We start from the raw sequence: 22,455 nt of genomic DNA, 5'->3' as shown, positions 1-22,455 counted from the left end.
CGCCTTACAACACGCGCTGTAGTGTTTTCAGTAAGGTGTCTGGATTAAACGGCTTAACGATCCAGCCCGTCGCTCCGGCAGCTTTACCGGCCGACTTTTTCTCTGCTGAGGTTTCGGTGGTCAACATCAAGATGGGAGTAAATTTGTACTGCGGCACGCCGCGTACTTGTCGCACAAATTCCAACCCATCCATCACTGGCATATTGACGTCTGAAATAATGAGGTCGAATTTTTTAGTCTTCGCTTTGCGCAATGCGTCTGCGCCATCGTTTGCCGTTTCAACTTGGTAACCGGCTTCTTTCAAGGTATGACTCACCATTTGCCGAATGGATACTGAATCATCTGCTGCAAGTATATTTGCCATCCTCTTACCCCAACTCCATGTTTAACGATTGAGCTTTAGTAGCTCGACCATACCTGCGGTTTGCGCCGCGCCATAAAGATTTTCAGACACGTTTTGCCATTGCAGTTCCTCTTGGGTCCGAACCAAGCAAAGCAACAGCTGAAGGCCTGCACCATCGATACGATTAACGCTTCCCGCGTCTAGAATGCACTGCTTTTCGTCGCCGATTTTGTTTGCGATTTCTTCTTTAATTGATTGAATTTGGGTGATATCTAATGACTCTCCAAGGGTAATTTCCATCACGAAGCCGCTCTAACTGTTTGTTTAGAAACATATGTTTTTTGTTTCGCTTTATAAGTGTAGCAACTATCTACCAAGTGATGATTTTTTAGCCACAGCAAAAAAAGAGGATGTTCAGGAAGATGTTCATTCAAAACAAGAAAGCTGGACAGCAAAGACAAAAAATACAGTCACTTAAACACTGGATGGGTCGACGAAAGAAAGGCGTATAAAGAAATGCATGCCGGATTTAAAATTAGCGAGAATGCTCACACTTCGTACAAAACAGGGTGTAATCAGTAATGAATATTGTTTGTTAGGCGTTTAAGCTGAAATTTACTTTGACATTATGCAGTTAATACTATTTAATAGCGCTCCTTAGCCCGGATAGCTCAGTCGGTAGAGCAGGGGATTGAAAATCCCCGTGTCGGTGGTTCGATTCCGCCTCCGGGCACCATGTTTATGAAAATCCCTGCTCTCACGAGTGGGGATTTTTTTATGCCGACACCGTGTCGGTGGCCTTGCAGGCCGCGATAGATTCCGCCTCCGGGCACCATGTTTATGAGAATCCTTGCTCTCACGAGTGGTTTTTTTTTATGCCGACACCGTGTCGGTGGCCTTGCAGGCCGCAATCGATTCCGCCTCCGGGCACCATGTTTATGAGAATCCCTGCTCTCACGAGTGGGGATTTTTTTATCTGTTTTTTATCTCGTTATCTCCACACTCACGTTTATCATCTGTCCATCACGCTTCATGTTGGTTTTCCTATCTAGCTAGGGAAAAACGCCCGCCGAATCAATTAAAGTCGGCTATCTTTGTAATACATCAGTGGCAACATGATTGAGTGGGGATATCAGAGATATCAATAGTCTGTGTGGCACCCCGCATTAAACCACATACTGTACTGGTAGTATGGCGTAACACCACATTCATTCACGGACCAAACAGGCGCAAATCTCCCAGAGTGAGCATGGCAGCAGGTAGCATTAAGCTTTCGACCGAACGGCTACAAGCCGGTTTATATATAAAACTCCCACTGAAGTGGCGTGATCACCCAGGGAAAACGCATGAAGATCCGCGGCATGCCTGGGCTAGCGATTTAATGACTTAATTGTCAATTAAGGATGAAAATCGTGCGTTGAACCATGTTTATTAATTAAAATGAGTGAAAATAAAGGATCAATTTGTTGATCATTTTCAGTGCGATTTAATGGTCTCCTAACGTTTAGGAGATTAAAAATGACAGAAGATAAAAGTCCATTTATGCATTTCGTTTCCATTAGAGACATTCGTCAAGAAGGTAAAGTTGAACATACGTTATCAGATATTATTTTGATAACGATTTGTGCGGTGTTGTCTGGTCATGATACCTGGAAAGGTATGAGTGATTATGGACGTAAGCAGCGTGATTTTTTATTACGCTTTGGCTTCTCAGGTAAAACATCACCCTCGGCAGATACGATTGCAAGAGTGATGGGAACCATCAGTACAAAAGCATTACAAAAAGCCTTCATAGAATGGATGAAATCGTGTCATGAATTAACGGATGGTGAAGTGGTTGCCATTGATGGAAAAACACTGAGGGGTTCATATAACCGAGCAACAGACCAAGCTGCGATTCATATGGTTAATGCGTTCGCAACCGCAAATGGTGTATGCCTCGGACAGTCAAAAGTAAATAGTAAAACCAATGAGATCACTGAAATACCTAAGCTGCTGGAATTGCTCGACATTTCTGGGTGTTTAATTACTATAGATGCCATGGGTTGTCAGCGAAAAATCGCACAAAAAATCATTAATAAAAATGCCGACTATTTGCTTGCTGTTAAAGGAAACCAAGGCAAGTTAGACAAAGCGTTTGATAATTATTACCGTCCTTCAATGCTTCAAAACTTTGATGGTGATAGCTACGCATCACAAGAGAAATCGCATGGACGTTTAGAAACACGATGTGCACTGATTAATACGGATTTAAGTGTATTAGGTGATTTGGCTTACGATTGGCCTGAATTAAAAACGATGGGCATCATGGTGAGTGTTCGACAAGAGGGAAAGCACGCCGAAGAGTCAGATATTTCAGTGCGCTATTATATAAGCTCAAAAGCACTGACAGCGAAAGAGCTTCATGATGCCACGCGCTCACACTGGTTAATTGAATCAATGCACTGGCAACTTGATGTTGGATTAAAAGAAGATGCTTGCCGAATAAGAGTCGATGACCGAGCGGAAGTTTTTGCACGAATAAGGCAAATGGTTCTGAATTTATTAAAGCAAGAGAAGAGTTTCAAAGCCGGTATTCAACGCAAGCGAATGATGTGCGCGATGGACCAAGAGTACCTGGCGACCGTGCTGGGAAGCCTTTCGTGACGCGGATGTTCATGCGTTTTCCGTGCGTGATCACCCTTTTATGCTGAATCGTTTTCAAATTGAGAGCGATGCACAAGCCAAGGTGATTCGCTCGCTCCAGATTAGTTTCGTGTATTACTACCCAGATAAAAGCATTTCGACGCCTCTCCCTGCACTTGCCGAGAAAACGGAAAATCCTGACGAGGTGGATCCCAACGCCGTGCACCGTGAAAAAGAAGCCATGGAGCAAGAAAAGCAGAAACGGATAGAAGAGCAGCGCCGTTTTCGCGCCCGTATTCAGAAAGTACAGCAACACTATCAACGTTCTATGGCACAGCTTCGCGCTATCAATATGAAGGTGTCACAGCGCCCCCAAGCCGCCAATGAGGATGTGCGCATGCTGGTGGATAGCCTCATGGTTGTCGGTAGCGAAGCGAATGTCACCTTGCATTTAATGGACGACCCTTCGCTTGCGGAAGATATGTATGCGCATTCGTTGAATGTGGCGGTATTGGCCCTGATGCTGGCCAGAAGCCATGGTTACGACAATGATAAAATCCGCGCTCTTTTAACCGGCGCCGTTCTTCATGATATTGGGACCAAAAAAGTCCCGTCGGCGATTATTCGTAAAAAAGAGCGCCTGACTGAACCTGAGATGAATTACTATCGCTTGCATGTCGCTTACGGCTCGGAGCTGATTACCGAGATGGATGAGTGTACGCCGAGCGTGGAGAAGATCCTTGCCCAGCACCATGAGTACGCCGATGGCAGTGGTTTTCCTGACGGCCTTCAAGGGGATAATATCGACGAGATGGCGCAAATCGTCAGCATGATGAACTTTTACGATCGGTTATGCCGCCCTCAATTTGGTGCGCCGGCACGCATGCCATTTGCCGCCCTATCTCATCTTTTTAAAGACAACAAAGAGAAATTTAACCCGCGGTTGCTGGCACTGTTTGTCAAAATGATGGGCGTGTATCCACCCGGCACCGTGGTGAGGCTTTCAAGTGGTGAGACGGGAATGATCGTATCGGTCAATAGTAGTGCTCTGCTGAAACCCAACGTCATGCTTTACGACCCAGAAATTCCCGCGGATCAAGCGACCATTATTGATATGCGAGAGAGCGATCTAGAGATAGACACCGCCGTGCCTATCTCTAAATTACCGCAGGAAATTAAAGATTATTTGAAACCAAGAACACGGATTTCCTACTTTATGGATGGTGATGGCTAGTGACTGGCTGACTCGGCTTTTTCAGCCTTGTCCGCGGCACGCTGTAACTCAACCACCAGATTGTCAATTAAGCGAGTCTGTCCCAAGTAAGCCGCCACTAAGATAACAGCTTGACGACTCTCTTCAGTGACTTGGCCAAGGGTTGACGCATCACGGATATAAAACTCATCCGGTTGCAAGCCAGCGGCACGGAGTTGATCGTGCGCATCTTCAATCAGATCGTCCAGATCACGACGGCCATTACGCATCTGTGCGCTCATCCAACGCATCGTTTTCGCGAGTACGGGCGCGCGTTGACGCTCGTCGACAGTCAGGTTGTTGTTGCGAGAGCTCATCGCCAAGCCATCACTCTCACGCACGGTTGGCACACCGACAATCTCAATCGGCATCGCCATATCTGTGACCATTTTGCGGATCACAGCAAGTTGCTGGAAGTCTTTCTCGCCAAAGCACGCCACACTGGGCTGTACTAAGTTAAAGAGCTTAGTGACGACGGTCGCCACCCCACGAAAATGTCCGGGGCGCGATGCGCCTTCCAGCATAGTGGAGAGCCCTGGGACGTCCACAGTGGTGTGTGTCTCAAGCCCTTGAGGATAAAGCACCTCAGCACTCGGGGTGAAGACGAGATCGACGCCCTCTTCACGCAATTGGGCTAAATCGTCTTCCAAAGTGCGTGGATAATTGGCCAGATCGTCTGCACGGTCAAACTGCATCGGGTTCACAAAGATGCTCACCGCCACCACTTCACCAAGCTCACGCGCCTTACGCACCAGCGTTAAATGCCCTTGGTGTAAATTGCCCATTGTGGGTACAAACGCAATGCGTTTATCGGCTTTTCGCCATTGGCTAATCTGATCGCGCAGCGGCGCAACCTCAGAAATCACCTGCATACTCGGCCTCTCTATTTAAACGTATGTGCGGGACCCGGAAACTCACCGCTTGCTACTTCTTTGACGTACTTGGCCACCGCTTCACGCGCGTCGCCAGTTTCAGCCAAATAATTTTTTGAGAATTTAGGCATGTAATTGGCAGAGACACCGAGCATATCATGCATGACCAAAATTTGACCATCGGTGTCACCGCCCGCACCGATTCCAATCACGGGTACCGACACAGTGTCAGTAATACGCTTAGCCAGTGAGGCGGGAACGCATTCCAGCAAGATGATCTGCGCGCCGGCTTTTTCTAGCGCGACCGCATCAGCCACCATCTGCTCGGCTTTATCTTCCTCACGGCCTTGTACTTTAAAGCCACCGAAAATATTGACCGATTGCGGGGTGAGACCCAAGTGCGCACAAACAGGTACGGCACGCTCGGTCAGCATTTTTACTGCGTCCACCAGCCATGATCCGCCTTCAATCTTTACCATATTGGCGCCAGCTTTGATCAGCTCAGCAGCATTGGCACAGGCTTGCTCCGGTGTGGCACAGCTCATAAATGGCATATCTGCCATCAGCAAGCTATTTGGGCTACCCGCACGCACGCAACGGGTGTGATAAGCCAATTCTTCAACCGACACCGATAAGGTATCGCTCTTTCCTTGCAGAACCATTCCAAGCGAATCGCCCACAAGTAAAACAGGCACTTCCTGTTGCTCGAACAATTGGGCAAAACTCGCATCATAAGCCGTCAGTGATGCAAACTTTTGGCCCTGCTGCTTCCATGTCATCAGATCAGTGATTGTGATTTTTTTCATTATGTCTCCCAAAGCCTGAAACTGGGGCCCACCGATTAAGCGTGATCGCTAATACGGGTTAAACCATTACGATCGACGCGCGTCAGGCTCGCGGCGAGGGTGCTGCCGTCGGGCAAGCACAAGTCGGGGGCAATGTCGGCAAGTGGATAAAGCACGAACTCGCGCACTTTCATGCCGTAGTGTGGCACCGTCAGTCGCGGATGATCGATGACGCGATTGCCATAGAGCAAAATGTCGAGGTCCAAGGTTCTTGGCCCCCAGCGTTCTGCTTTGCGTTCCCTGCCATAATCAAGCTCAATCGCTTGCGTTGCATCCAATAGTGTCAAAGGGTCAAGGTGGGTGTCCAGCGCAATCACTGCGTTAATATAATCCGGCTGATCAGCTGGCCCCATAGGTTTACTCGTGTAAAGCGGAGATACCGCAACAAACTGACTTTGCGGCAATTGCTTTAAGGCAGCAATCGCTTGGTTCGCCTTTTCTATCGGGTTCCCCAAGTTACTACCAATGGCGATATACACACGATTCATGAAGATGAATTCGATTGTGGTTTACGTCGTCGTGGCGCTTGCTTACGACGGCGAGGTTTACGTGTATTACTCACTTTATTAATGGCGCGGACCATTTTCTGTCGGCCACCTTGGTCGGCACGTTGGAAATCACGCCACCATGCACCTAGCACCTCGGTATCTCCACCTTCAACCGCACCACGCATTTCTAACAAATCAAACGCCGCACGGAATTTGGATTCGTCGAGCAATTTGAAGGCGCGAGCCCCTGTGCGACGCGTCATGCGCATTTGCAGTTGCCAGATTTCTCGTACCATTGCCGTGAAACGGCGTGGAATTGCCACCGTTTTCACTTGCTCGTCCAGGATGTCGTTAGCGGCCACCATAAAGGCATCGTAATAACTCAAGCCACTTTCGAACGTCATCTCCTCAGCACGTGTTACCACGGGATACCAAAGCATGGCCGCAAACAAAAAGGCCGGATTAATCCGTTGACTGTTGGCGATCCGTTTATCCGTGGAGCTTAAGACCTGCTCAAGCATTTGTTCGGTTTGACTGGTGTGCTCTTCGGTAAAGTGCGCCGCAACCGCAGGGAAAAGCTGTTCGAAGAGATGATACTCTCGCAACATTTTATAGGTTGCCAAGCCTTGACCTGCTTGCAGCAGTTTCAGACTTTCTTCAAACATGCGCGCCGACGGGATTTCTTGTAGCAACGGGGCCAAGGTTTCAATCGGTGCGGCCGTGGCCGGATTGATGGTCATGTCGAGTTTGACGGCAAAACGTACCGCACGCAACATCCGCACCGGATCTTCGCGATAGCGCGTTTCAGGATCACCAATCAAACGAATAATGCGGTTGTTCAGGTCGTCCACACCACCGGCGTAATCTCGAATCGAAAAATCAGCGATGTTGTAATACAACGCGTTAACGGTGAAATCGCGACGTTGTGCATCTTCATCAATGCTGCCATAGACATTGTCTCTTAGCAGCATGCCGTCTTCTGAACGCGCCGTGTGCTTACTTTTCTTCGGATCAGTGTGATGACCTCGGAAGGTCGCCACTTCAATCACATCACGGCCGAACAGAATATGGGCAAGACGAAATCGCCGTCCGACAAGGCGGCAGTTTCGGAATAACTTACGCACTTCATCTGGCGTGGCATTGGTGGCGATATCAAAGTCTTTGGGGTCACGCCCCAAGAGTAAATCACGCACACCGCCACCGACGAGGTACGCCTCATAGCCCGCTTTATGCAGGCGATAGAGCACTTTCAGCGCATTTTCGCTGATACCTTTTCGCGAAATGCCATGTGCTTTGCGGGGGATAACTTCCAACTTAAGATCCTCTATTGCTCGTGATTTATTATCACGATTCAGAACCTTACGGCAAAAGCTGGTCACTCGATTAAAGATAGCTCACCTCGTCATTTACAGTTCGGGCCATGAAACAGCGGCATATAATATATCAGGGTGGGAAATTTTAGAATGCTGTCTTTACCTCTGTTTCCCGTGGCAGGGTGGCTATTGACCATCTTTTTACTGCTTCTGCCAATAATTCTCCCGGTTTCGCCGAGCGCCAATCCGGAGAAAATGGCATTCCCAAAAACGCTAATGCGGCTAGCAACGCTGGCATTGGGTCGGCGCGATTAATCGCGGGAGCATGATTCTGCTTAGATAATTTGTTCCCATCGGCATTGACTGCCAAGGGCAAGTGTAGATAGCGTGGCGCCACCTTACCCAGCTTTTGATATAAGGCAATGTGACGCCCTGTGGGCATAATTAAATCCGCGCCGCGCACCACATCCGTAATGCCTTGGTCAATGTCATCCAAGACCACCGCGAGATTATAGGCATACAGACCATCACGCCGTTTGATAGTAAAGTCTTCACGGGCAAGTGCTGCATCCATGTCTAGCGTACCGTGAAGCCGGTCCTCAAAGGCGAGGATTGCTGCCGGGCTTTTTAAACGTACCGCCGCTTGCTCTGGCCCGTGATGCTTCTCTCGGCATGTCCCTAAATAGATGCCACCTGCCGCTTTAATTTGTTTACGTGTGCACGTGCAATAGTACGCCTCGCCCGAGGCTAACCACGCATCAATCTGCGCTTGATAATCAAGCAAGTGATCACTTTGATACCGCACCGCACCGTCCCAATGCAGCCCATAGGCTTCGAGTGTTTGCAAAATATCACTCGCCGCCCCTGCAACCTCTCGCGGCGGATCAATATCTTCGATTCTCACCAGCCATTGTCCATCGTGAGCGCGTGCATCTAAGTAGGAGCCTAGCGCAGCGACCAAGGAACCAAAATGCAAAGGGCCGGACGGTGAAGGCGCAAAGCGGCCAATATAGTGCGTGTGCGAGGTCATGATAAGCGGGCAATCAAGGGCATAAGCCTAGTGGCAACAAGGAATAGCGCAAATTGTACGGGGATATAGCCTGAACACAAGCATACCAAGACACAAAAAGGGAGCCGAAGCTCCCTTTTATCCAATTGGGTATACTGCCAATTCACTGCATTGGCTGTCGGGGCAATTAGCCCGCCATTTGCTTTTCTTTAAGCTCAGCAAGCGTTTTGCAGTCGATACATAGCTCGGCGGTCGGACGCGCTTCAAGGCGACGAATACCGATTTCCACACCGCACGAGTCACAAAAACCGAAGTCATCGTCTTCAATGCGTTGTAGGGTTTTGTCGATTTTTTTGATCAACTTGCGCTCACGATCGCGGTTACGCAGCTCCAAACTGAACTCCTCTTCCTGCGCCGCTCGGTCAACAGGATCGGGAAAGTTTGCCGCTTCGTCTTTCATATGGTTAACCGTACGATCGACTTCTTCCCTGAGCTGATTACGCCACGCGTTGAGGATTTTACGGAAATGCTCGAGCTGTGGCTCGCCCATATATTCCTCACCAGGCTTCTCCTGGTATGGCTCTAATCCGGCAATGGCCAGGATGCCCAGCGATTTCTTTTCTTTGCTTTCTGGCATTCAGCTTCTCCTAAAAACACCTTGACATGACCCGTGTCAGTCAAATGAGGGCGCTATCTATATCAGAAAGCCTATAGGGTGGCAATCTTTGATTTACGCCCTGCTACGCCCAGTGTGAACATGTCTACACTTTTGCTGTATTCGCAACAAAAGGTACGGAATTAACCAGTATTAGCTCACTTGGCGACAACTCAGCTTGGTAACAAATTACTTCCACACCCGCCGCCACCGCGTCATTTAATAACTGATTATAGTCCGCGTCGATATGGGGGGCACCGGTGACTTTTTCAATCCCTGAATGCAAAACAGCAAACAGTAATACGGCACGATGGCCTTGTTCGACCATTGAAATCAGTTCACGCAGATGCTTTTGCCCTCGGGTTGACACCGCATCTGGAAAGGCTCCCCAGCCATCCTCCTCTAATAAGGTGACACTCTTTACTTCTATATAGCAGTCCGTTTTGTCATCGTCACGTAATAGAAGGTCTATGCGACTGTTTTCGCTGCCATAGCGTACTTCTGTCTGTAATTGTGCATAGCCGGCTAGTTCAGGAATACGCCCCGCCTCAATCGCCTCGACCACTAAGGTGTTGGCGCGGGCCGTATTGACACAGATCCAGTGACCTTGCTGAGTGTAATTGAGCTCCCAGCTATGCGGATATTTACGCTTTGCATTGTCCGACGTGGAATACCACACGGTATCACCGGGAGTTGCACAACCCGTCATAGCGCCTGTATTGGCACAATGCATCGTCAAGGTATCGCCATTGACCAGCGTGACATCGGTTAAAAAGCGTTTATAACGGCGCACTAAGGTGGCCGACTGGAGTGGTGGCGAAAACTGCATGCTCAATTCCTGCTAGTAAGATCAAACGCATGTAAGCATTGGTATAAGGCTATCCCCTCACTATCACGCGGGCCATGTGTGGCTTGATGAGAAGGCGAAGCGTAGAGACCAAAGCGTTGGCAAGTAAATGTTAGCGACGGTAGCGGCGGTCCGTCCAAACCTTGAACGGTTTTAACCCCTCGGCGTAATGTGATGTGAGGAGTAAACGCATGACTATCACGCTGTGCTGGCCAAGCTGCTAACTGGCTTAAGCGATGGGCCAGTTCGCACAGCATAGCGGGCGGCGTCGCGACGGTCGCACAAGCGATGTTTGGCCCTGACCAGACGGCTAATTGTGATAATGTCAGGGAAAATGAGGAGAGACAAATAGCGTTGGCCTCTTCACACAACGCGGGTAACACCGCCTCCGGCACGTCCCCTAAAAACGCTAGCGTGAGGTGCAAGTTGGCGTCAGGCACGGCGCGCCCTTCCCCCGATAGCTGATTTTTATAGTCAGCCAGCGCCTTTCTGGCAGCAAGATTCACGCTCTCATTCAAGCCCAGCGCGAAAAATACTCGCATGGGGTCTCCTTTTCCGTCTGGTTCGTTAAAATAACTGCTTTGATTCTGACACAAAGGGCAAACGCTTGTCTCAGCTTCCGATTGATGCCGTGATTCCGCCGTTAATTGACGGCTTGCGCCAGTACCCACAAATCATTCTATCGGCACCACCGGGCGCCGGTAAGTCAACGCGCCTGCCACTCGCCCTGCTCGAACGCACCGCGTTAACCGGCAAAATCCTACTCCTTGAACCAAGACGTTTAGCTGCGCGAAACATCGCTGCTTTTTTAGCGCAACAGTTAAATGAACCAGTTGGACAGACCGTGGGACTGAGAATGCGTGGCCACACACAAGTCAGTGCCAACACCCGCTTAGAAGTAGTTACCGAAGGTGTCCTGACGCGCTTACTGCAACAAGACCCCATGCTGGAAGACGTAAGCCTGATCCTGTTCGATGAGTTTCACGAGCGCAGTTTACACGCCGATCTAGCGCTGGCCCTAAGCCTCGACAGCCAAGCGGGCCTGCGCGAAGACTTACGTTTAATTGTGATGTCAGCGACCTTAGACAATCACGCCTTATGTCAATGTCTGCCTGACGCATTGGTACTCGCTACCGAAGGGCGCAGCTTTCCAATTCACTATCACTATCAGCCAATCGCTCGCCGTGACCAGTGGGAAAGTGCGGTGGCACGCGCTAGTCTCGAATTTATCCGACAACACTCAGGCTCGGCACTGATGTTTTTACCCGGGATGCAGGCAATACGCCGCGTCCATCAAGCGCTACAAAACACGCTTCCCGACGACATGGATTTACACCTGCTTCACGGTAGCCTCGACTTTTCAGCGCAGCAAGCGGCTATCGCACCTGCACCCAAGGGAAGGAGAAAATTGGTACTGACCACCAATATTGCAGAAACCAGTTTGACGATTGATGGGGTTCAGCTGGTCATTGATACGGGTCTTGAACGTTTGGTGACCCACCACGCGCAGACGGGTATCGATAAGCTCGTCACTCGGCATATTGCGCGCAGCTCTGCAGTACAGCGCGCAGGACGGGCCGGACGACTCAGCGAGGGACATTGCTTACGCCTTTATAGTGAAGAGCAATTCCAGCGTCTGCCTGCGGCCCCTGATGCACCGATTCTGCGCGAAGACTTAACCGACTTGGCCCTAAATGTGATCCAATGGGGCTGTGACGTCCAAGATTTACACTGGCTTGACGCGCCCCCCGCGAAACATTGGCAAGCTGCCTGCCAAAGGCTGACACAATTAGGCCTGACGGATACACGACAGACATTCACCGCGCTCGGGCAACGGGCTAGCCAATTGGCCGCCCAACCTCGCGCTGCAGCGATGCTCGCACGCGTGGAAACGGCCGCCACATCGGTGCAATCGACCGCTTGCTGGTTAGCCGCTTGGGTGGATAAACCGGTCAGAGGAAACGGAACATTATCGCTTATCGATCAGGTGCGCGCCGCGATGTCATCGCGAGAGCACCAGTCACGGGCCAAGTCGCTGGCTCACGCACTTGGTATCCGTTTGACCCGCACACTCGATGAGCAGGCATTGCCGTTATTGGCCGCTTTCGTTTGGCCCGATCGCATTGCGCAATCACGTGGGCAATCGGGGCGCTTTGTGATGGCAAATGGTCACGGCGTCACACTCGACAGGCAGGATCCCCTGAGCCATACGGACACGCTGGTGATCTGTGATGTGATGGCCAGCGAGCGCAGCGATAGCCGGGCCTACTGCGCCATTGCGTTATCCCTAACGTCCTTGAATGAGGCTCGTCCCGATCTGTTTACACACCGAGAAGTGATCGCGTGGGATGAACAGCGTGGCACGCTACGCGCAGAAAAACAGCAGTGTTTGGGAGAGCTGGTGCTTAGTCGTCAACCGCTTGATACGCTCACCGCGGAGCAGCAAGTGCAAGGGTTGCTTGATGCGGTTCATCAAAAAGGCCTTCAGGCATTGAATTGGCAGCCAGAAAGTCAGTCCTTACTCACACGGGCGCGCTGCGCACAGGCGTGGGGGCTCGACATTGCGCTACCGCCTTTAAGCGATGCGGACTTGCTTAACACCCTTGATACATGGCTTGCGCCGTTTATGCACGGCCTGTCGCGTTGGCAAGCAATTAAACAGTTAGATCTAAAACCAGTACTCGAAGCTTGGTTTGGGTATGAGACGACGCAACAGCTTAACGCCGCCCTACCCACTCACCTAACGGTGCCGACAGGCTCTCGCTATCGATTACGCTACGAGTCTAACAAGGCACCGGTTTTGGCGGTGAAGATGCAAGAGATGTACGGACAAGCGCAAACACCGACGCTTGCCAATGGTAAGGTAGCGGTCCAGCTTGAGCTGTTGTCCCCTGCCGGACGACCGTTACAAATAACCCAAGACTTAGCGGGCTTTTGGCAAGGGGCCTATAAAGAGGTGCAAAAAGAAATGAAGGGACGCTACCCTAAACACCTTTGGCCGGATGACCCAGCCAATCATGTGCCCACACGCAAAACGAAACGCCATTTTAACCAGAGTTAACCGATTGTATGGCTAATAAAAAAACACGCACTAGCACTAAGAAACGCACCGCGCCGACCCGTCGCACTAAAAAAGCGACCGCCAAGCCAAGCTGGACCAAGCGCTTGCTTGCCTTCGGCTTTAAATGCAGTTTGGTCGGTATAGCGGCTATCGTTATCCTCGGTATTTACTTAGATGGCAAAATCCAAGACAAGTTTAATGGTCAAATTTGGCAGCTCCCGGGGGTTGTCTATGGCCGTGTGATTAGCCTGTCACCGGGGAGCGATTTTTCCTTGGTTCAGTTGCGCCAGCAGCTAGATGCACTCAACTACCAAAAAGTGCGTACCCCCAAGCGCCCCGGTGAATACTCAGCGTCGCAGACACGGTTAGAAATCATCCGACGTCCGTTCGACTTTGAAGACGGTCCGGCCACCGCTCGGCACGCCATGCTAAGCTTTAACGGCAACCAAGTGACCAAAATCACCGAGGTAAGCAGCAACCAACCGCTAGGACTGTTGCGTATCGAACCCAAGTTATTGGGGATGATGGAGTCTGGGATCCACGAACAGCGTTTATTTTTACCCCGAGAGCGCTTTCCTGAATTTCTGGTAGAAGCCCTGATCACAACCGAAGACCGCGACTTTTACCACCACGAGGGGGTCTCTCCAACGGGGATATTGCGAGCCTTGGTGGCCAATATTCGTGCAGGTCGCACTGTACAAGGTGGCTCAACCCTCACCCAACAGCTCGCCAAAAACCTGTTCCTAACCCGTGACCGCACCTTGTGGCGAAAAGTCCAAGAGGCCTACATGGCACTGTTGCTCGATTTTCGGTACAGCAAAGACAAAATCCTCGAGGCTTACCTCAATGAAGTGTATCTCGGTCAAAACCGCGGTGAACCTGTGCATGGATTTCCATTGGGGGCCAGACTCTACTTTGGACGTCCCATCAACGAGCTGCGCGTTGACCAACTTGCGTTGTTGGTTGGCATGGTCAAGGGGCCGTCTTATTACAACCCGTTCCGTCATCCCGAGCGCGCGAAAACTCGTCGCGATCTCGTTTTACGGTTAATGATGGAGCAAAACCTACTCACCAGCGCAGACTATGATGCGGCCGCCAGCCGCCCGCTAGATATTCAAAGCACGCCTTCGCTGGCAAGCCCCCAACCGGCTTACTTTGATCAGCTCAAAGAAGAAATTCGTCAAAAGGTCGGCGACAAGTACGCTGCTGGTGCTGGCCTGCGCATATTCACCACCCTCGATCCTGTTTCTCAACAGGCCATCGAACGAGCGGTGACCACTAAGGTCAAAACATTAAAAGGACGGGCCGGTAACCAATTAGAAGCCGCAGCAGTGATTGCCGACCGTCGCAGTGGCGAAGTTCGCGCCATGGTCGGCGGCGCAAAGCCCGGTTTCGCCGGATTTAACCGCGCCCTGAACGCAAAACGCCCGATCGGATCATTGGCCAAACCGGCGGTGTATCTCGCGGCATTAAGCCATCCGACCCGTTTTCAGCTTACCAGCGACATTGACGACAACCCCATTCGTCTTGAGGGCAGTCAAGGCAGCAGTTGGCAACCGCGGAACTATGACCGCCAATACCGAGGCAGTGTGTCTTTGCTCACGGCACTGGCCAAGTCGTATAACGTGCCCACGGTGAATCTCGGCATGCAACTGGGCTTAGGTGAAGTGATTGACACCTTCGGCAAGCTGGGTGCGAATACTGATGCCATTCCACGCGTGCCATCCGTGCTGCTTGGTACATTTAGCATGAGTCCGTTTGACGTTACTCAGATGTATCAAACCCTCGGCAGTGCTGGTCAGCGCGCGCCTCTCACCGCACTGCGGGCTGTGACCACCAAAGAAGGCCATAGTCTTTATCGCAACTGGCCCAAAGCAGAGCGTGTCGTACCAGAGCAAGCCGGTTGGTTAACCTTATATGCGATGAAACAAGTCGTTCAACAAGGAACGGGCCGCTACTTGCAGCAACATCATGGCCAGTTTGCACTCGCCGGTAAAACAGGTACAACCGACGATAACCGTGATAGCTGGTTTGTTGGCATGGATGATAAGGAAGTCACCACTATTTGGTTGGGCCGCGATGACAACCAATCAACGGGACTGACCGGTGCATCAGGGGCGTTGCGTGTCTATGACGATTACCTCACGCGCCGCGGTGCGAGCAACCTCAGCGTCGCGTGGCCTGCTCAAGTCACTACAGTCACAGTGCAGCATAACGCGAGTCGCTATCAACTGGACTGTTACGGTAACCAAAAACTCCCTATGTGGGATCCGAGTGGTGAGTTAGCGAAACGGTGTGATAAACCAGACCCAGTCGGATGGCTGAAAGGCTTGTTTAACTAAACCAAAAAGCCCCAGTTTGGATAGCTGGGGCTTTTTTAACGATCAATTAGATAGCTTCATCTTAGCCATGATTAACCCTCGCTTAGCTGCGCAATCCGGTGCCTCGAGAAATTAATCCCCATGCCAAGGCATACAGCCCCGCAATAAACAGCAGTAAGACGCCAAACGAGGTGGTAATCCCCACATCCGAGACACCCAAAAAGCCGTAACGGAAGGCGTTAACCATATACACAATTGGGTTCAGTTTGGACACGCCCTGCCAAAACTCTGGTAACAGTGATAGCGAGTAAAAGACCCCGCCTAAATAGGTCAATGGCGTGAGGACAAAGGTTGGGATCAAGCTTATATCGTCGAAGGTTTTGGCGAAGATCGCATTGATTAATCCCCCCAGCGCAAACACCGCCGACGTCAGCACCACGGTCGTAATAACAATCAGAGGGTGCGCGATTTGCAAGTCGACAAAAAAGAGCGACGTCATGGTCACCAAGGCACCCACAGCCAAGCCGCGACACATGCCACCACCAATGTAGCCGGCAATGATCACGTAGTTTGGAATAGGCGCGACCAACAACTCCTCAATATTATGTTGAAATTTGGCACTAAAGAAGGACGATGCCACATTCGAGTAAGAGTTGGTGATCACCGACATCATGATAAGCCCGGGCACGATGTACTCCATGTAAGTGAAGCCTTCCATCTCACCAATTCGAGAGCCAATCAGGTTACCGAAAATAATAAAATAGAGGCTCATGGTAATCGCTGGTGGCACCAAGGTCTGAACCCAAATACGCGTAAAGCGGACCACTTCTTTGTGGATCAGGGTACGAAAAGCGACCCAATACAAGGCATTCATGCGTGGCCCTCCCCGTTTTGCTGAATCAAGGTGACAAACAACTCCTCAAGACGATTCGCCTTATTTCGCATCGACAGCACTTGCACACCTTGTTGCGACAATTGTTCAAATACCGGCGTCAGCCCGACTGATTTATTCACCTCCACTTCAAGGGTGTTAGTGTCGGTTTTTTGCCAATTCACGCCCTCTAAGGTGCTGAGCTTATGTCCAGGCTGCAAATCAAGAATGAAGGTTTCCGCGTCCAACTTGGCAAGCAGTGCTTTCATGGACGTGTCTTCCACCAGCTCACCCCGATTGATGATACCGATATTTCGACACAGCATCTCTGCTTCTTCGAGATAGTGGGTGGTCAAAATAATGGTGATCCCTTGGCGGTTTATCTCACTGAGAAAATCCCACATCGAGCGACGCAGCTCGATATCCACCCCAGCTGTCGGCTCGTCCAAGATCAATAAGCGAGGCTCGTGCATTAACGCGCGGGCAATCATCAAACGACGCTTCATCCCACCCGATAAGTTCCGTGCCGGCTCATGGCGTTTATCCCACAAGTCGAGCTGAGAGAGGTATTTTTTCGCACGCTCTTTGGCCTGAGCACGCGGCACACCGTAGTATCCAGCTTGATTCACCACAATCTGCTGCACTTTTTCAAACTGGTTAAAGTTAAACTCTTGCGGCACAAGGCCAATTTGCTTTTTGGCTTCCACCTTTTGCGTGTCTAAGTCGTAGCCAAAAATGCTCACCTGACCTTGAGTCTTGTTGACCAGTGAGCTCAATATGCCAATGGTGGTCGATTTTCCCGCCCCATTAGGCCCCAATAGCGCATAAAAATCGCCCTCCTCCACGGAGAGCGATACCCCTTTAAGCGCCTTGACATTGGACCCGTACGTTTTCACTAGGTCCTTAATTTCGATTGCTTTCATAAGCTCCCGTTACGTTTAAGCCATAACTTCGGTCACTTTGTGCGCGGCGCGTAATGCGTCATAACGGCTATCAAAGGTGTGGTCGTCAGTGAGCCAATTTTTTACATGCAAGCGCTCTAATTGGTCCCGCGTTTTTTGGTGGGGACAGAGCAAAAAGACTTGGCAATTCACGTCTAACGCATCTTTGATGGCATTTTCCAGCGCTAGACCGACAGTCATATCAATCATGGGCACGTCGCTAAGGTCGAGGATCATGACATCAAATTCCTCAATTTTGCTATGTTGACGTGCAATCGCTTTTGAGACACTGAATATCATTGGGCCTGAGAGGTAGAAAAACAACACTTTTCCGTTCGCGCTGTCTAATAAGGCACGCTCCATATCGTTAAGCGGTACATCGTCCTCATCAGCATCACTGATCGCTTTCACTTGCTTTTCTTGCTCCCGGCTCAGGTGTTCAATCGCGATAATATTGGCGATAAACACCCCGACGCCGACTGCGACAATCAAGTCCACCAGTACGGTCAGCACCATCACACCATACATGATAACGGTTTGATGCAAACTGACTTTATGCGCACGCTGAATGAAGGTGCGGTCGAGAATATTAAAACCGACATAAATAGCGATACCCGCCAATACCGCCATCGGAATGGGCTCGGTCAGAAAGCCAGCGACTAAGATGACCGCCGCGAGCAAGAGTGCACGGATAATGGCCGACAACGGAGAGCGTCCCCCCACCTGCACATTGACGACCGTCCCCATGGTACCGCCAGCCCCTGGTAACGCGCCGAATAACCCAGCAACCATATTCGCTAACCCTTGGCCGCGTAACTCTTTGTCCGAGTCATGTTCCTCGCGAGTGAGTGAATCGGCAATCACCGCTGACAATAAGGTATCAATACAGCCTAAGATCCCGAGTACCAAGGCATCGACCATCATGGTGGTGAGCATTTCACTGTTAAATTGAGGCAACACCAAGGTTGGCAGCCCGGTTGGGATCTCGCCAATCCGGCGAATCGCCGCCAAATCAAACCATGCAATCGACAGTAAGGTGACCACAACGAGCGCAACCAGCTGCACCGGCATATAGCGCCGGTAACGCTGTGGAAAGGAGAACAAAATACCCAGTGTCACCAGCCCCAACAGTAATTCGCTTTGCTGAGTGTGAGCAATCAGATCGGGAAGACTTTTAAGCGTGCCTAACACCCCGCCATCAGGCGTGGCTTGGCCCAGTAAGGGTGGCAGTTGGAGAATAATCAGGATAACGCCAATCCCCGACATAAAACCGGAAATCACGCTGTAGGGCATTAAGGTCACGTATTTGCCCAGTTTGAGTGTCCCCAATATCACTTGGAACAGGCCGGCCATCATTACTACGGTAAAGCCCATTGCCATGCCGCCCTCGGGATAGCGCGACACCATGGTAGTGAGCACCGCGGTCATAATCACCGTCATCGGCCCAGTTGGCTCAGAGATAAGCGTTGAAGAGCCACCAAATAAAGCAGCAAACAAGCCCACTAAAATGGCGCCCCACATTCCGGCTTCCGCTCCCGCCCCTGACGCTACCCCGAACGCCAGCGAGAGGGGCAAAGAGATAACCGCCGTGGTGACGCCCCCAAACAGGTCCCCTTTGAGGGTCCAGTTTTTGAATCGTTCGAATTTCAAAACCTTTGATCCTTTCAAGTCGTATGCAGTTTCACGGCCATGACGGCTTTACTCACTGGCACGGGACTCACCCGGTGCGCGGGCGCCAGTATATAGGAATGTGTGTAAGATCAAATCAGGTAGGAAAACACGTGGTCAAGTTTCAAGCAAATGATTCGAAATGCGTAGAAATGTGGCAAATTTAAAATAAAAGCGTTGTAAAATAAGGTTTGTCAAAAACTTAGCATCGCTAAAAAATCGCGAAAAGCGCGACATCACCGTCAAGGCCACGTCGCGCTATGAGGTTATGGCATTACTTCAACTAACCGGTTAGCCGCTTCGAGCGCCGGCTTACGTGTGGTGAAAATGTGCGCATCGCGAACCCAATCACCTATGTGTAAGCGCTGCAATTGCTCACGCGTTTCGTCATGCGGGCACAGTAAAAACACCGTACAATTCGCTTCTCGTGCATCTTTAATCGCGTTTTCGAGCGCGAGCCCAACGGTCATATCCAGCATAGGCACATCACTTAAGTCCAAAATCATCACACGGAACTCATTGATATGCGCATGCTGACGCGCAATGGCTTTAGAGACGCTGAAAATCATGGGGCCGGATAAATAGAAGAACAGTACTTGTCCATTACTGGCATCTAAAAGGGCACGCTCCTCATCATTAAGCGGTACTTCGTCATCCTCGGCATCACTGATTGCGCGCACTTGTTTCGCTTGCTCGCGACTGAGTCGTTCTATTACCAGTAAGTTAGCGATAAAGACCCCTAATCCCACCGCCACGATTAAGTCAACGAACACAGTCAGTGCCATCACGCCATACATGATCCCCGTCTGCTGCAAACTAATTTTGTGGGCGCGATGCAAAAAGCTCCAATCTAAAATATTAAAGCCGACATACAAGGCGATGCCCGCCAACACTGCCATCGGGATGGGCGCAGTCAGCGCGCCGGCCACCAACACCACCGCAGCCAGAATAAGCGCCCGCAAAATGCCCGACAGCGGCGAACGCGCCCCCACTTGGACATTGACCACAGTGCCCATGGTAGCCCCCGCGCCGGGCAAGGCGCCAAATAGCCCTGCGATCATATTGGCAATGCCTTGTCCGCGCAGCTCACGATCCGAGTCATGCTCTTGTCTGGTCAGCGAGTCCGCAATCACGGCGGTTAACAGGGTATCAATACAGCCGAGCGTCCCGAGCACCAGTGCATCTATGACCATGGCGGTAAAATGCTCGGGGGTGATATGGGGGATCACGAGCGACGGCAGGCCGGTTGGGATCTCACCAATTCGACGAATGCTGTCCGAATCAAAGAGTACCACCGACACCAAGGTAATACTGACAAGCGCTACGAGTTGCGCGGGAATGAAACGACGGTATTTGGCGGGAAAGTAAAACAAAATTCCTAGCGTGAGCGCGCCGAGAAAGACTTCTTTGATGTCGGCATTGACCAGTAAATCTGGCAAGGCTTTTAAGGTACCGAGGACACCGCCCGATGGCGCAGCTTGCCCTAATAGCGGCGCAAGTTGGAGCAGAATCAATATCACGCCAATACCCGACATAAACCCAGAAACGACACTGTAGGGCATTAAAGTCACGTACTTGCCTAAGCGCAAACTGCCAATCAGTACTTGGAATGCGCCGGCCATCATCACCACGGTAAAGCCCATTGCCAAGCCGCCTTCCGGGTAGCGTGCCATCATGGCAGTTAATACCGCCGTCATGATCACCGTCATGGGGCCTGTCGGCTCTGAGATCAGGGTCGACGAGCCACCAAAAAGCGATGCAAAAAGCCCAACTAAGATGGCTCCCCAGAGTCCAGCTTCTGCACCGGCGCCTGAGGCGACACCAAAGGCTAACGCCAAAGGCAATGAAATAATGGCAGTCGTCACGCCGCCGAACAGATCGCCCTTTAATGACAGTTGTGCAAATCGTCCTTTATCAAACACGCACTACCTCTACTGCGGTTAAGATCATGATGGAGCGAACAGTATACGAATTTTCTCGCATTAACCTATCCGAGCAGTGGCCCACGCAGTTAACAGCGTGATCCCTCGGGCGTCATAAATGTAAAAACATGTGAATATTGATCTCAGTATATTTCACGGCGTAGCAGTGAGGTATAGTGGCAATTGATATGTTTGCCAAAAGACACGTTGCCCATGGCCAAAATCAAAGCTTTATTTGCTAACAACAAAGCATGGTCGCAAGATATTCGCGACAGTAACCCCCAGTTTTTTGCCAACTTGGCCCAAGAACAACATCCTGAATACCTCTGGATTGGCTGTGCTGATAGCCGCGTACCCGCCGAGCGCCTTACAGGATTAGATTCGGGTGAGTTGTTTGTTCACCGCAATGTCGCCAATCAAGTGATTCACACCGATCTCAATTGTTTATCTGTGGTGCAGTACGCCGTCGATGTTCTGCAAATCAAGCACATTATTGTCTGTGGTCATTATGGGTGTGGTGGTGTCCACGCGGCCATTGATAACCCAGAGCTTGGTTTGATCAATAACTGGTTGCTTCACATTCGCGATTTGTATCTCAAACACAAACATTATCTCGGCTGCCTGCCGCCACAAGAGCGCGGTAATCGCCTGTGCGAAATCAATGTGGCTGAGCAAGTGTATCATCTGGGTAATTCCACCATTTTGCGTGCAGCGTGGGAGCGCGGCCAAGACGTGAAAGTACATGGTTGGTTCTACAACACCACCGACGGTATTTTGCGCGATTTAGGCATGACCGCAGATAGCCGCGAGTCGCTAGAAGTGAACTACCAAGCGGCGATGAGTCATTTAGTGCCCGACTCTGCCGCGCCGGTTTCTTGTGAGAATTGACACAGTGCTGACACAGTCACACTTGTGATCGCGACTTAATCGTCGTACAACACCGCCATGACTCCGATCGCGCACGCTTCATCATCAACAACGCACCGCTCTCCGCTCACCATGTGGCTGATGGCGGGCATGATGCTGTTTGCGGTACTGGTCAATGTGGCAGCGCAAGCGCAGGTTTCACCGTTTCGATCCAGCAGCCAAGTCCATGCCCTTCAGCAAACACCGGCGCTCGTTTCTACCGCGAGAGCCAGTGTTGCCTTGCCTGCGGCATTGCCTGACGACGATACCCAACCGCCACATTTAGTCGCGATTCTTCCTCCCCCGCACATTCGCCTGGCTTGGCACCTGATTGCCTTTTTGTGCGCACTTGGGGTGTGTCTGCCACGCCAGTATCTTACCTTTTCGCTCCCCCGTCTCGGCGGCTGGCGAGAACACAACCTGCAATATCGCTTTATTCATTCGCGTTAATCGTTCGCTTTCCTAAAGGCCGTTGCGCCTTTCCCCCAATCACAATATCGAGCCGACGCTCGGTAT

Annotated in this window: 20 protein-coding genes and 1 tRNA gene; 7 read left to right on the top strand and 14 right to left on the bottom strand. The window is 50.9% G+C overall.

Annotated features, from left to right (window positions below):
• Nucleotides 1–4 precede the first annotated feature (4 nt).
• Both N7E60_RS02550 and N7E60_RS02545 read right to left on the bottom strand, forming a co-directional pair.
• Nucleotides 5–364: a response regulator gene (locus N7E60_RS02550; RefSeq protein ID WP_069588426.1), complete on the bottom strand. Its 360-nt coding sequence runs from the start codon at nucleotides 362–364 to the stop codon at nucleotides 5–7.
• A 21-nt stretch (nucleotides 365–385) separates the two neighbouring features.
• Entirely contained in the window at nucleotides 386–643 is a 258-nt protein-coding gene (locus N7E60_RS02545; protein ID WP_269598044.1) for an STAS domain-containing protein, read from the bottom strand.
• A gap of 360 nt (nucleotides 644–1,003) precedes the next feature.
• On the opposite strand from N7E60_RS02545, the gene N7E60_RS02540 reads away from it, so the two are divergent.
• The 3 genes from N7E60_RS02540 to N7E60_RS02530 all read left to right on the top strand — a co-directional run bounded on the left by N7E60_RS02540 (nucleotide 1,004) and on the right by N7E60_RS02530 (nucleotide 4,202).
• Nucleotides 1,004–1,079 (top strand) — tRNA-Phe (locus tag N7E60_RS02540).
• Nucleotides 1,080–1,861: 782 nt separating this feature from the next.
• On the top strand, nucleotides 1,862–2,989 hold the full coding sequence (locus tag N7E60_RS02535) for an ISAs1 family transposase (protein WP_269598043.1): 1,128 nt from the start codon (nucleotides 1,862–1,864) through the stop codon (nucleotides 2,987–2,989).
• Between the two features lie 40 nt (nucleotides 2,990–3,029).
• Nucleotides 3,030–4,202 carry an HD-GYP domain-containing protein gene (locus tag N7E60_RS02530; RefSeq protein WP_269598042.1) on the top strand — a complete coding sequence of 391 codons (1,173 nt, stop codon included), beginning with the start codon at nucleotides 3,030–3,032 and terminating at the stop codon, nucleotides 4,200–4,202.
• Here N7E60_RS02530 and panC read toward each other — a convergent pair.
• From panC to thpR, 8 genes are all read right to left on the bottom strand, one after another.
• A complete protein-coding gene (gene panC / locus N7E60_RS02525; protein WP_069588419.1) occupies nucleotides 4,199–5,092 on the bottom strand; it encodes a pantoate--beta-alanine ligase in 894 nt (297 codons plus the stop codon). The genes N7E60_RS02530 and panC overlap by 4 nt on opposite strands.
• 11 nt (nucleotides 5,093–5,103) lie before the next feature.
• A complete protein-coding gene (gene panB, locus N7E60_RS02520) occupies nucleotides 5,104–5,898 on the bottom strand; it encodes a 3-methyl-2-oxobutanoate hydroxymethyltransferase (protein WP_077455323.1) in 795 nt (264 codons plus the stop codon).
• Nucleotides 5,899–5,933: 35 nt separating this feature from the next.
• On the bottom strand, nucleotides 5,934–6,425 hold the full coding sequence (folK, locus tag N7E60_RS02515; RefSeq protein ID WP_096630874.1) for a 2-amino-4-hydroxy-6-hydroxymethyldihydropteridine diphosphokinase: 492 nt from the start codon (nucleotides 6,423–6,425) through the stop codon (nucleotides 5,934–5,936).
• Nucleotides 6,422–7,780: a polynucleotide adenylyltransferase PcnB gene (gene pcnB / locus N7E60_RS02510; RefSeq protein WP_069588471.1), complete on the bottom strand. Its 1,359-nt coding sequence runs from the start codon at nucleotides 7,778–7,780 to the stop codon at nucleotides 6,422–6,424. Before pcnB ends, folK begins: the two co-directional genes overlap by 4 nt.
• 103 nt (nucleotides 7,781–7,883) lie before the next feature.
• A complete protein-coding gene (gene gluQRS / locus N7E60_RS02505; RefSeq protein ID WP_269598040.1) occupies nucleotides 7,884–8,768 on the bottom strand; it encodes a tRNA glutamyl-Q(34) synthetase GluQRS in 885 nt (294 codons plus the stop codon).
• 166 nt (nucleotides 8,769–8,934) lie between these two features.
• Entirely contained in the window at nucleotides 8,935–9,384 is a 450-nt protein-coding gene (dksA, locus tag N7E60_RS02500; protein ID WP_069586438.1) for an RNA polymerase-binding protein DksA, read from the bottom strand.
• 124 nt (nucleotides 9,385–9,508) lie between these two features.
• Nucleotides 9,509–10,231, bottom strand: a complete 723-nt coding sequence (sfsA, locus tag N7E60_RS02495; protein WP_269598038.1) for a DNA/RNA nuclease SfsA — start codon at nucleotides 10,229–10,231, stop codon at nucleotides 9,509–9,511.
• Nucleotides 10,232–10,233: 2 nt separating this feature from the next.
• Complete coding sequence (gene thpR, locus N7E60_RS02490; RefSeq protein WP_167313993.1) at nucleotides 10,234–10,791, bottom strand: RNA 2',3'-cyclic phosphodiesterase; 558 nt, start codon at nucleotides 10,789–10,791, stop codon at nucleotides 10,234–10,236.
• 65 nt (nucleotides 10,792–10,856) lie between these two features.
• On the opposite strand from thpR, the gene hrpB reads away from it, so the two are divergent.
• Both hrpB and mrcB read left to right on the top strand, forming a co-directional pair.
• Nucleotides 10,857–13,310 carry an ATP-dependent helicase HrpB gene (gene hrpB / locus N7E60_RS02485; protein ID WP_269598037.1) on the top strand — a complete coding sequence of 818 codons (2,454 nt, stop codon included), beginning with the start codon at nucleotides 10,857–10,859 and terminating at the stop codon, nucleotides 13,308–13,310.
• An 8-nt stretch (nucleotides 13,311–13,318) separates the two neighbouring features.
• Complete coding sequence (gene mrcB, locus N7E60_RS02480; protein WP_269598036.1) at nucleotides 13,319–15,652, top strand: penicillin-binding protein 1B; 2,334 nt, start codon at nucleotides 13,319–13,321, stop codon at nucleotides 15,650–15,652.
• An 82-nt stretch (nucleotides 15,653–15,734) separates the two neighbouring features.
• Here the strand turns inward: mrcB and N7E60_RS02475 are convergent, their stop codons facing one another.
• From N7E60_RS02475 to N7E60_RS02460, 4 genes are all read right to left on the bottom strand, one after another.
• Entirely contained in the window at nucleotides 15,735–16,505 is a 771-nt protein-coding gene (locus N7E60_RS02475) for an ABC transporter permease (RefSeq protein ID WP_069586433.1), read from the bottom strand.
• Nucleotides 16,502–17,425, bottom strand: a complete 924-nt coding sequence (locus N7E60_RS02470) for an ABC transporter ATP-binding protein (protein WP_069586432.1) — start codon at nucleotides 17,423–17,425, stop codon at nucleotides 16,502–16,504. The genes N7E60_RS02475 and N7E60_RS02470 overlap by 4 nt, the downstream gene beginning before the upstream one ends.
• Before the next feature lie 15 nt (nucleotides 17,426–17,440).
• Nucleotides 17,441–19,093: a SulP family inorganic anion transporter gene (locus tag N7E60_RS02465; protein ID WP_269598035.1), complete on the bottom strand. Its 1,653-nt coding sequence runs from the start codon at nucleotides 19,091–19,093 to the stop codon at nucleotides 17,441–17,443.
• Nucleotides 19,094–19,377: 284 nt separating this feature from the next.
• Nucleotides 19,378–21,033 carry a SulP family inorganic anion transporter gene (locus N7E60_RS02460; RefSeq protein WP_069586430.1) on the bottom strand — a complete coding sequence of 552 codons (1,656 nt, stop codon included), beginning with the start codon at nucleotides 21,031–21,033 and terminating at the stop codon, nucleotides 19,378–19,380.
• Between the two features lie 213 nt (nucleotides 21,034–21,246).
• Between N7E60_RS02460 and can the strand changes: the two genes are divergently transcribed.
• The gene (gene can / locus N7E60_RS02455; protein ID WP_069586429.1) at nucleotides 21,247–21,921 is read left to right on the top strand and encodes a carbonate dehydratase; all 675 of its coding nucleotides are present in this window, start codon (nucleotides 21,247–21,249) and stop codon (nucleotides 21,919–21,921) included.
• Nucleotides 21,922–21,978: 57 nt separating this feature from the next.
• Nucleotides 21,979–22,389: a hypothetical protein gene (locus tag N7E60_RS02450; protein ID WP_269598034.1), complete on the top strand. Its 411-nt coding sequence runs from the start codon at nucleotides 21,979–21,981 to the stop codon at nucleotides 22,387–22,389.
• The last annotated feature ends 66 nt before the right edge of the window (nucleotides 22,390–22,455 follow it).

The organism is Salinivibrio proteolyticus (genome assembly GCF_027286365.1).
In the GTDB taxonomy this organism is placed as follows: domain Bacteria; phylum Pseudomonadota; class Gammaproteobacteria; order Enterobacterales; family Vibrionaceae; genus Salinivibrio; species Salinivibrio proteolyticus.
Note: the sequence above shows the minus strand (reverse complement) of the source record. Positions and strands in the feature narration are given on the sequence as shown.

Excerpts from the sequence above, each read along its gene's own strand:
- N7E60_RS02550 (WP_069588426.1), bottom strand. The coding sequence starts at position 364 with ATGGCAAATATACTTGCAGCAGATGATTCAGTATCCATTCGGCAAATG.
- N7E60_RS02545 (WP_269598044.1), bottom strand. The coding sequence starts at position 643 with ATGGAAATTACCCTTGGAGAGTCATTAGATATCACCCAAATTCAATCA.
- N7E60_RS02535 (WP_269598043.1), top strand. The coding sequence starts at position 1,862 with ATGACAGAAGATAAAAGTCCATTTATGCATTTCGTTTCCATTAGAGAC.
- N7E60_RS02530 (WP_269598042.1), top strand. The coding sequence starts at position 3,030 with ATGCTGAATCGTTTTCAAATTGAGAGCGATGCACAAGCCAAGGTGATT.
- panC (WP_069588419.1), bottom strand. The coding sequence starts at position 5,092 with ATGCAGGTGATTTCTGAGGTTGCGCCGCTGCGCGATCAGATTAGCCAA.
- panB (WP_077455323.1), bottom strand. The coding sequence starts at position 5,898 with ATGAAAAAAATCACAATCACTGATCTGATGACATGGAAGCAGCAGGGC.
- folK (WP_096630874.1), bottom strand. The coding sequence starts at position 6,425 with ATGAATCGTGTGTATATCGCCATTGGTAGTAACTTGGGGAACCCGATA.
- gluQRS (WP_269598040.1), bottom strand. The coding sequence starts at position 8,768 with ATGACCTCGCACACGCACTATATTGGCCGCTTTGCGCCTTCACCGTCC.
- dksA (WP_069586438.1), bottom strand. The coding sequence starts at position 9,384 with ATGCCAGAAAGCAAAGAAAAGAAATCGCTGGGCATCCTGGCCATTGCC.
- sfsA (WP_269598038.1), bottom strand. The coding sequence starts at position 10,231 with ATGCAGTTTTCGCCACCACTCCAGTCGGCCACCTTAGTGCGCCGTTAT.
- thpR (WP_167313993.1), bottom strand. The coding sequence starts at position 10,791 with ATGCGAGTATTTTTCGCGCTGGGCTTGAATGAGAGCGTGAATCTTGCT.
- mrcB (WP_269598036.1), top strand. The coding sequence starts at position 13,319 with ATGGCTAATAAAAAAACACGCACTAGCACTAAGAAACGCACCGCGCCG.
- N7E60_RS02475 (WP_069586433.1), bottom strand. The coding sequence starts at position 16,505 with ATGAATGCCTTGTATTGGGTCGCTTTTCGTACCCTGATCCACAAAGAA.
- N7E60_RS02470 (WP_069586432.1), bottom strand. The coding sequence starts at position 17,425 with ATGAAAGCAATCGAAATTAAGGACCTAGTGAAAACGTACGGGTCCAAT.
- can (WP_069586429.1), top strand. The coding sequence starts at position 21,247 with ATGGCCAAAATCAAAGCTTTATTTGCTAACAACAAAGCATGGTCGCAA.
- N7E60_RS02450 (WP_269598034.1), top strand. The coding sequence starts at position 21,979 with ATGACTCCGATCGCGCACGCTTCATCATCAACAACGCACCGCTCTCCG.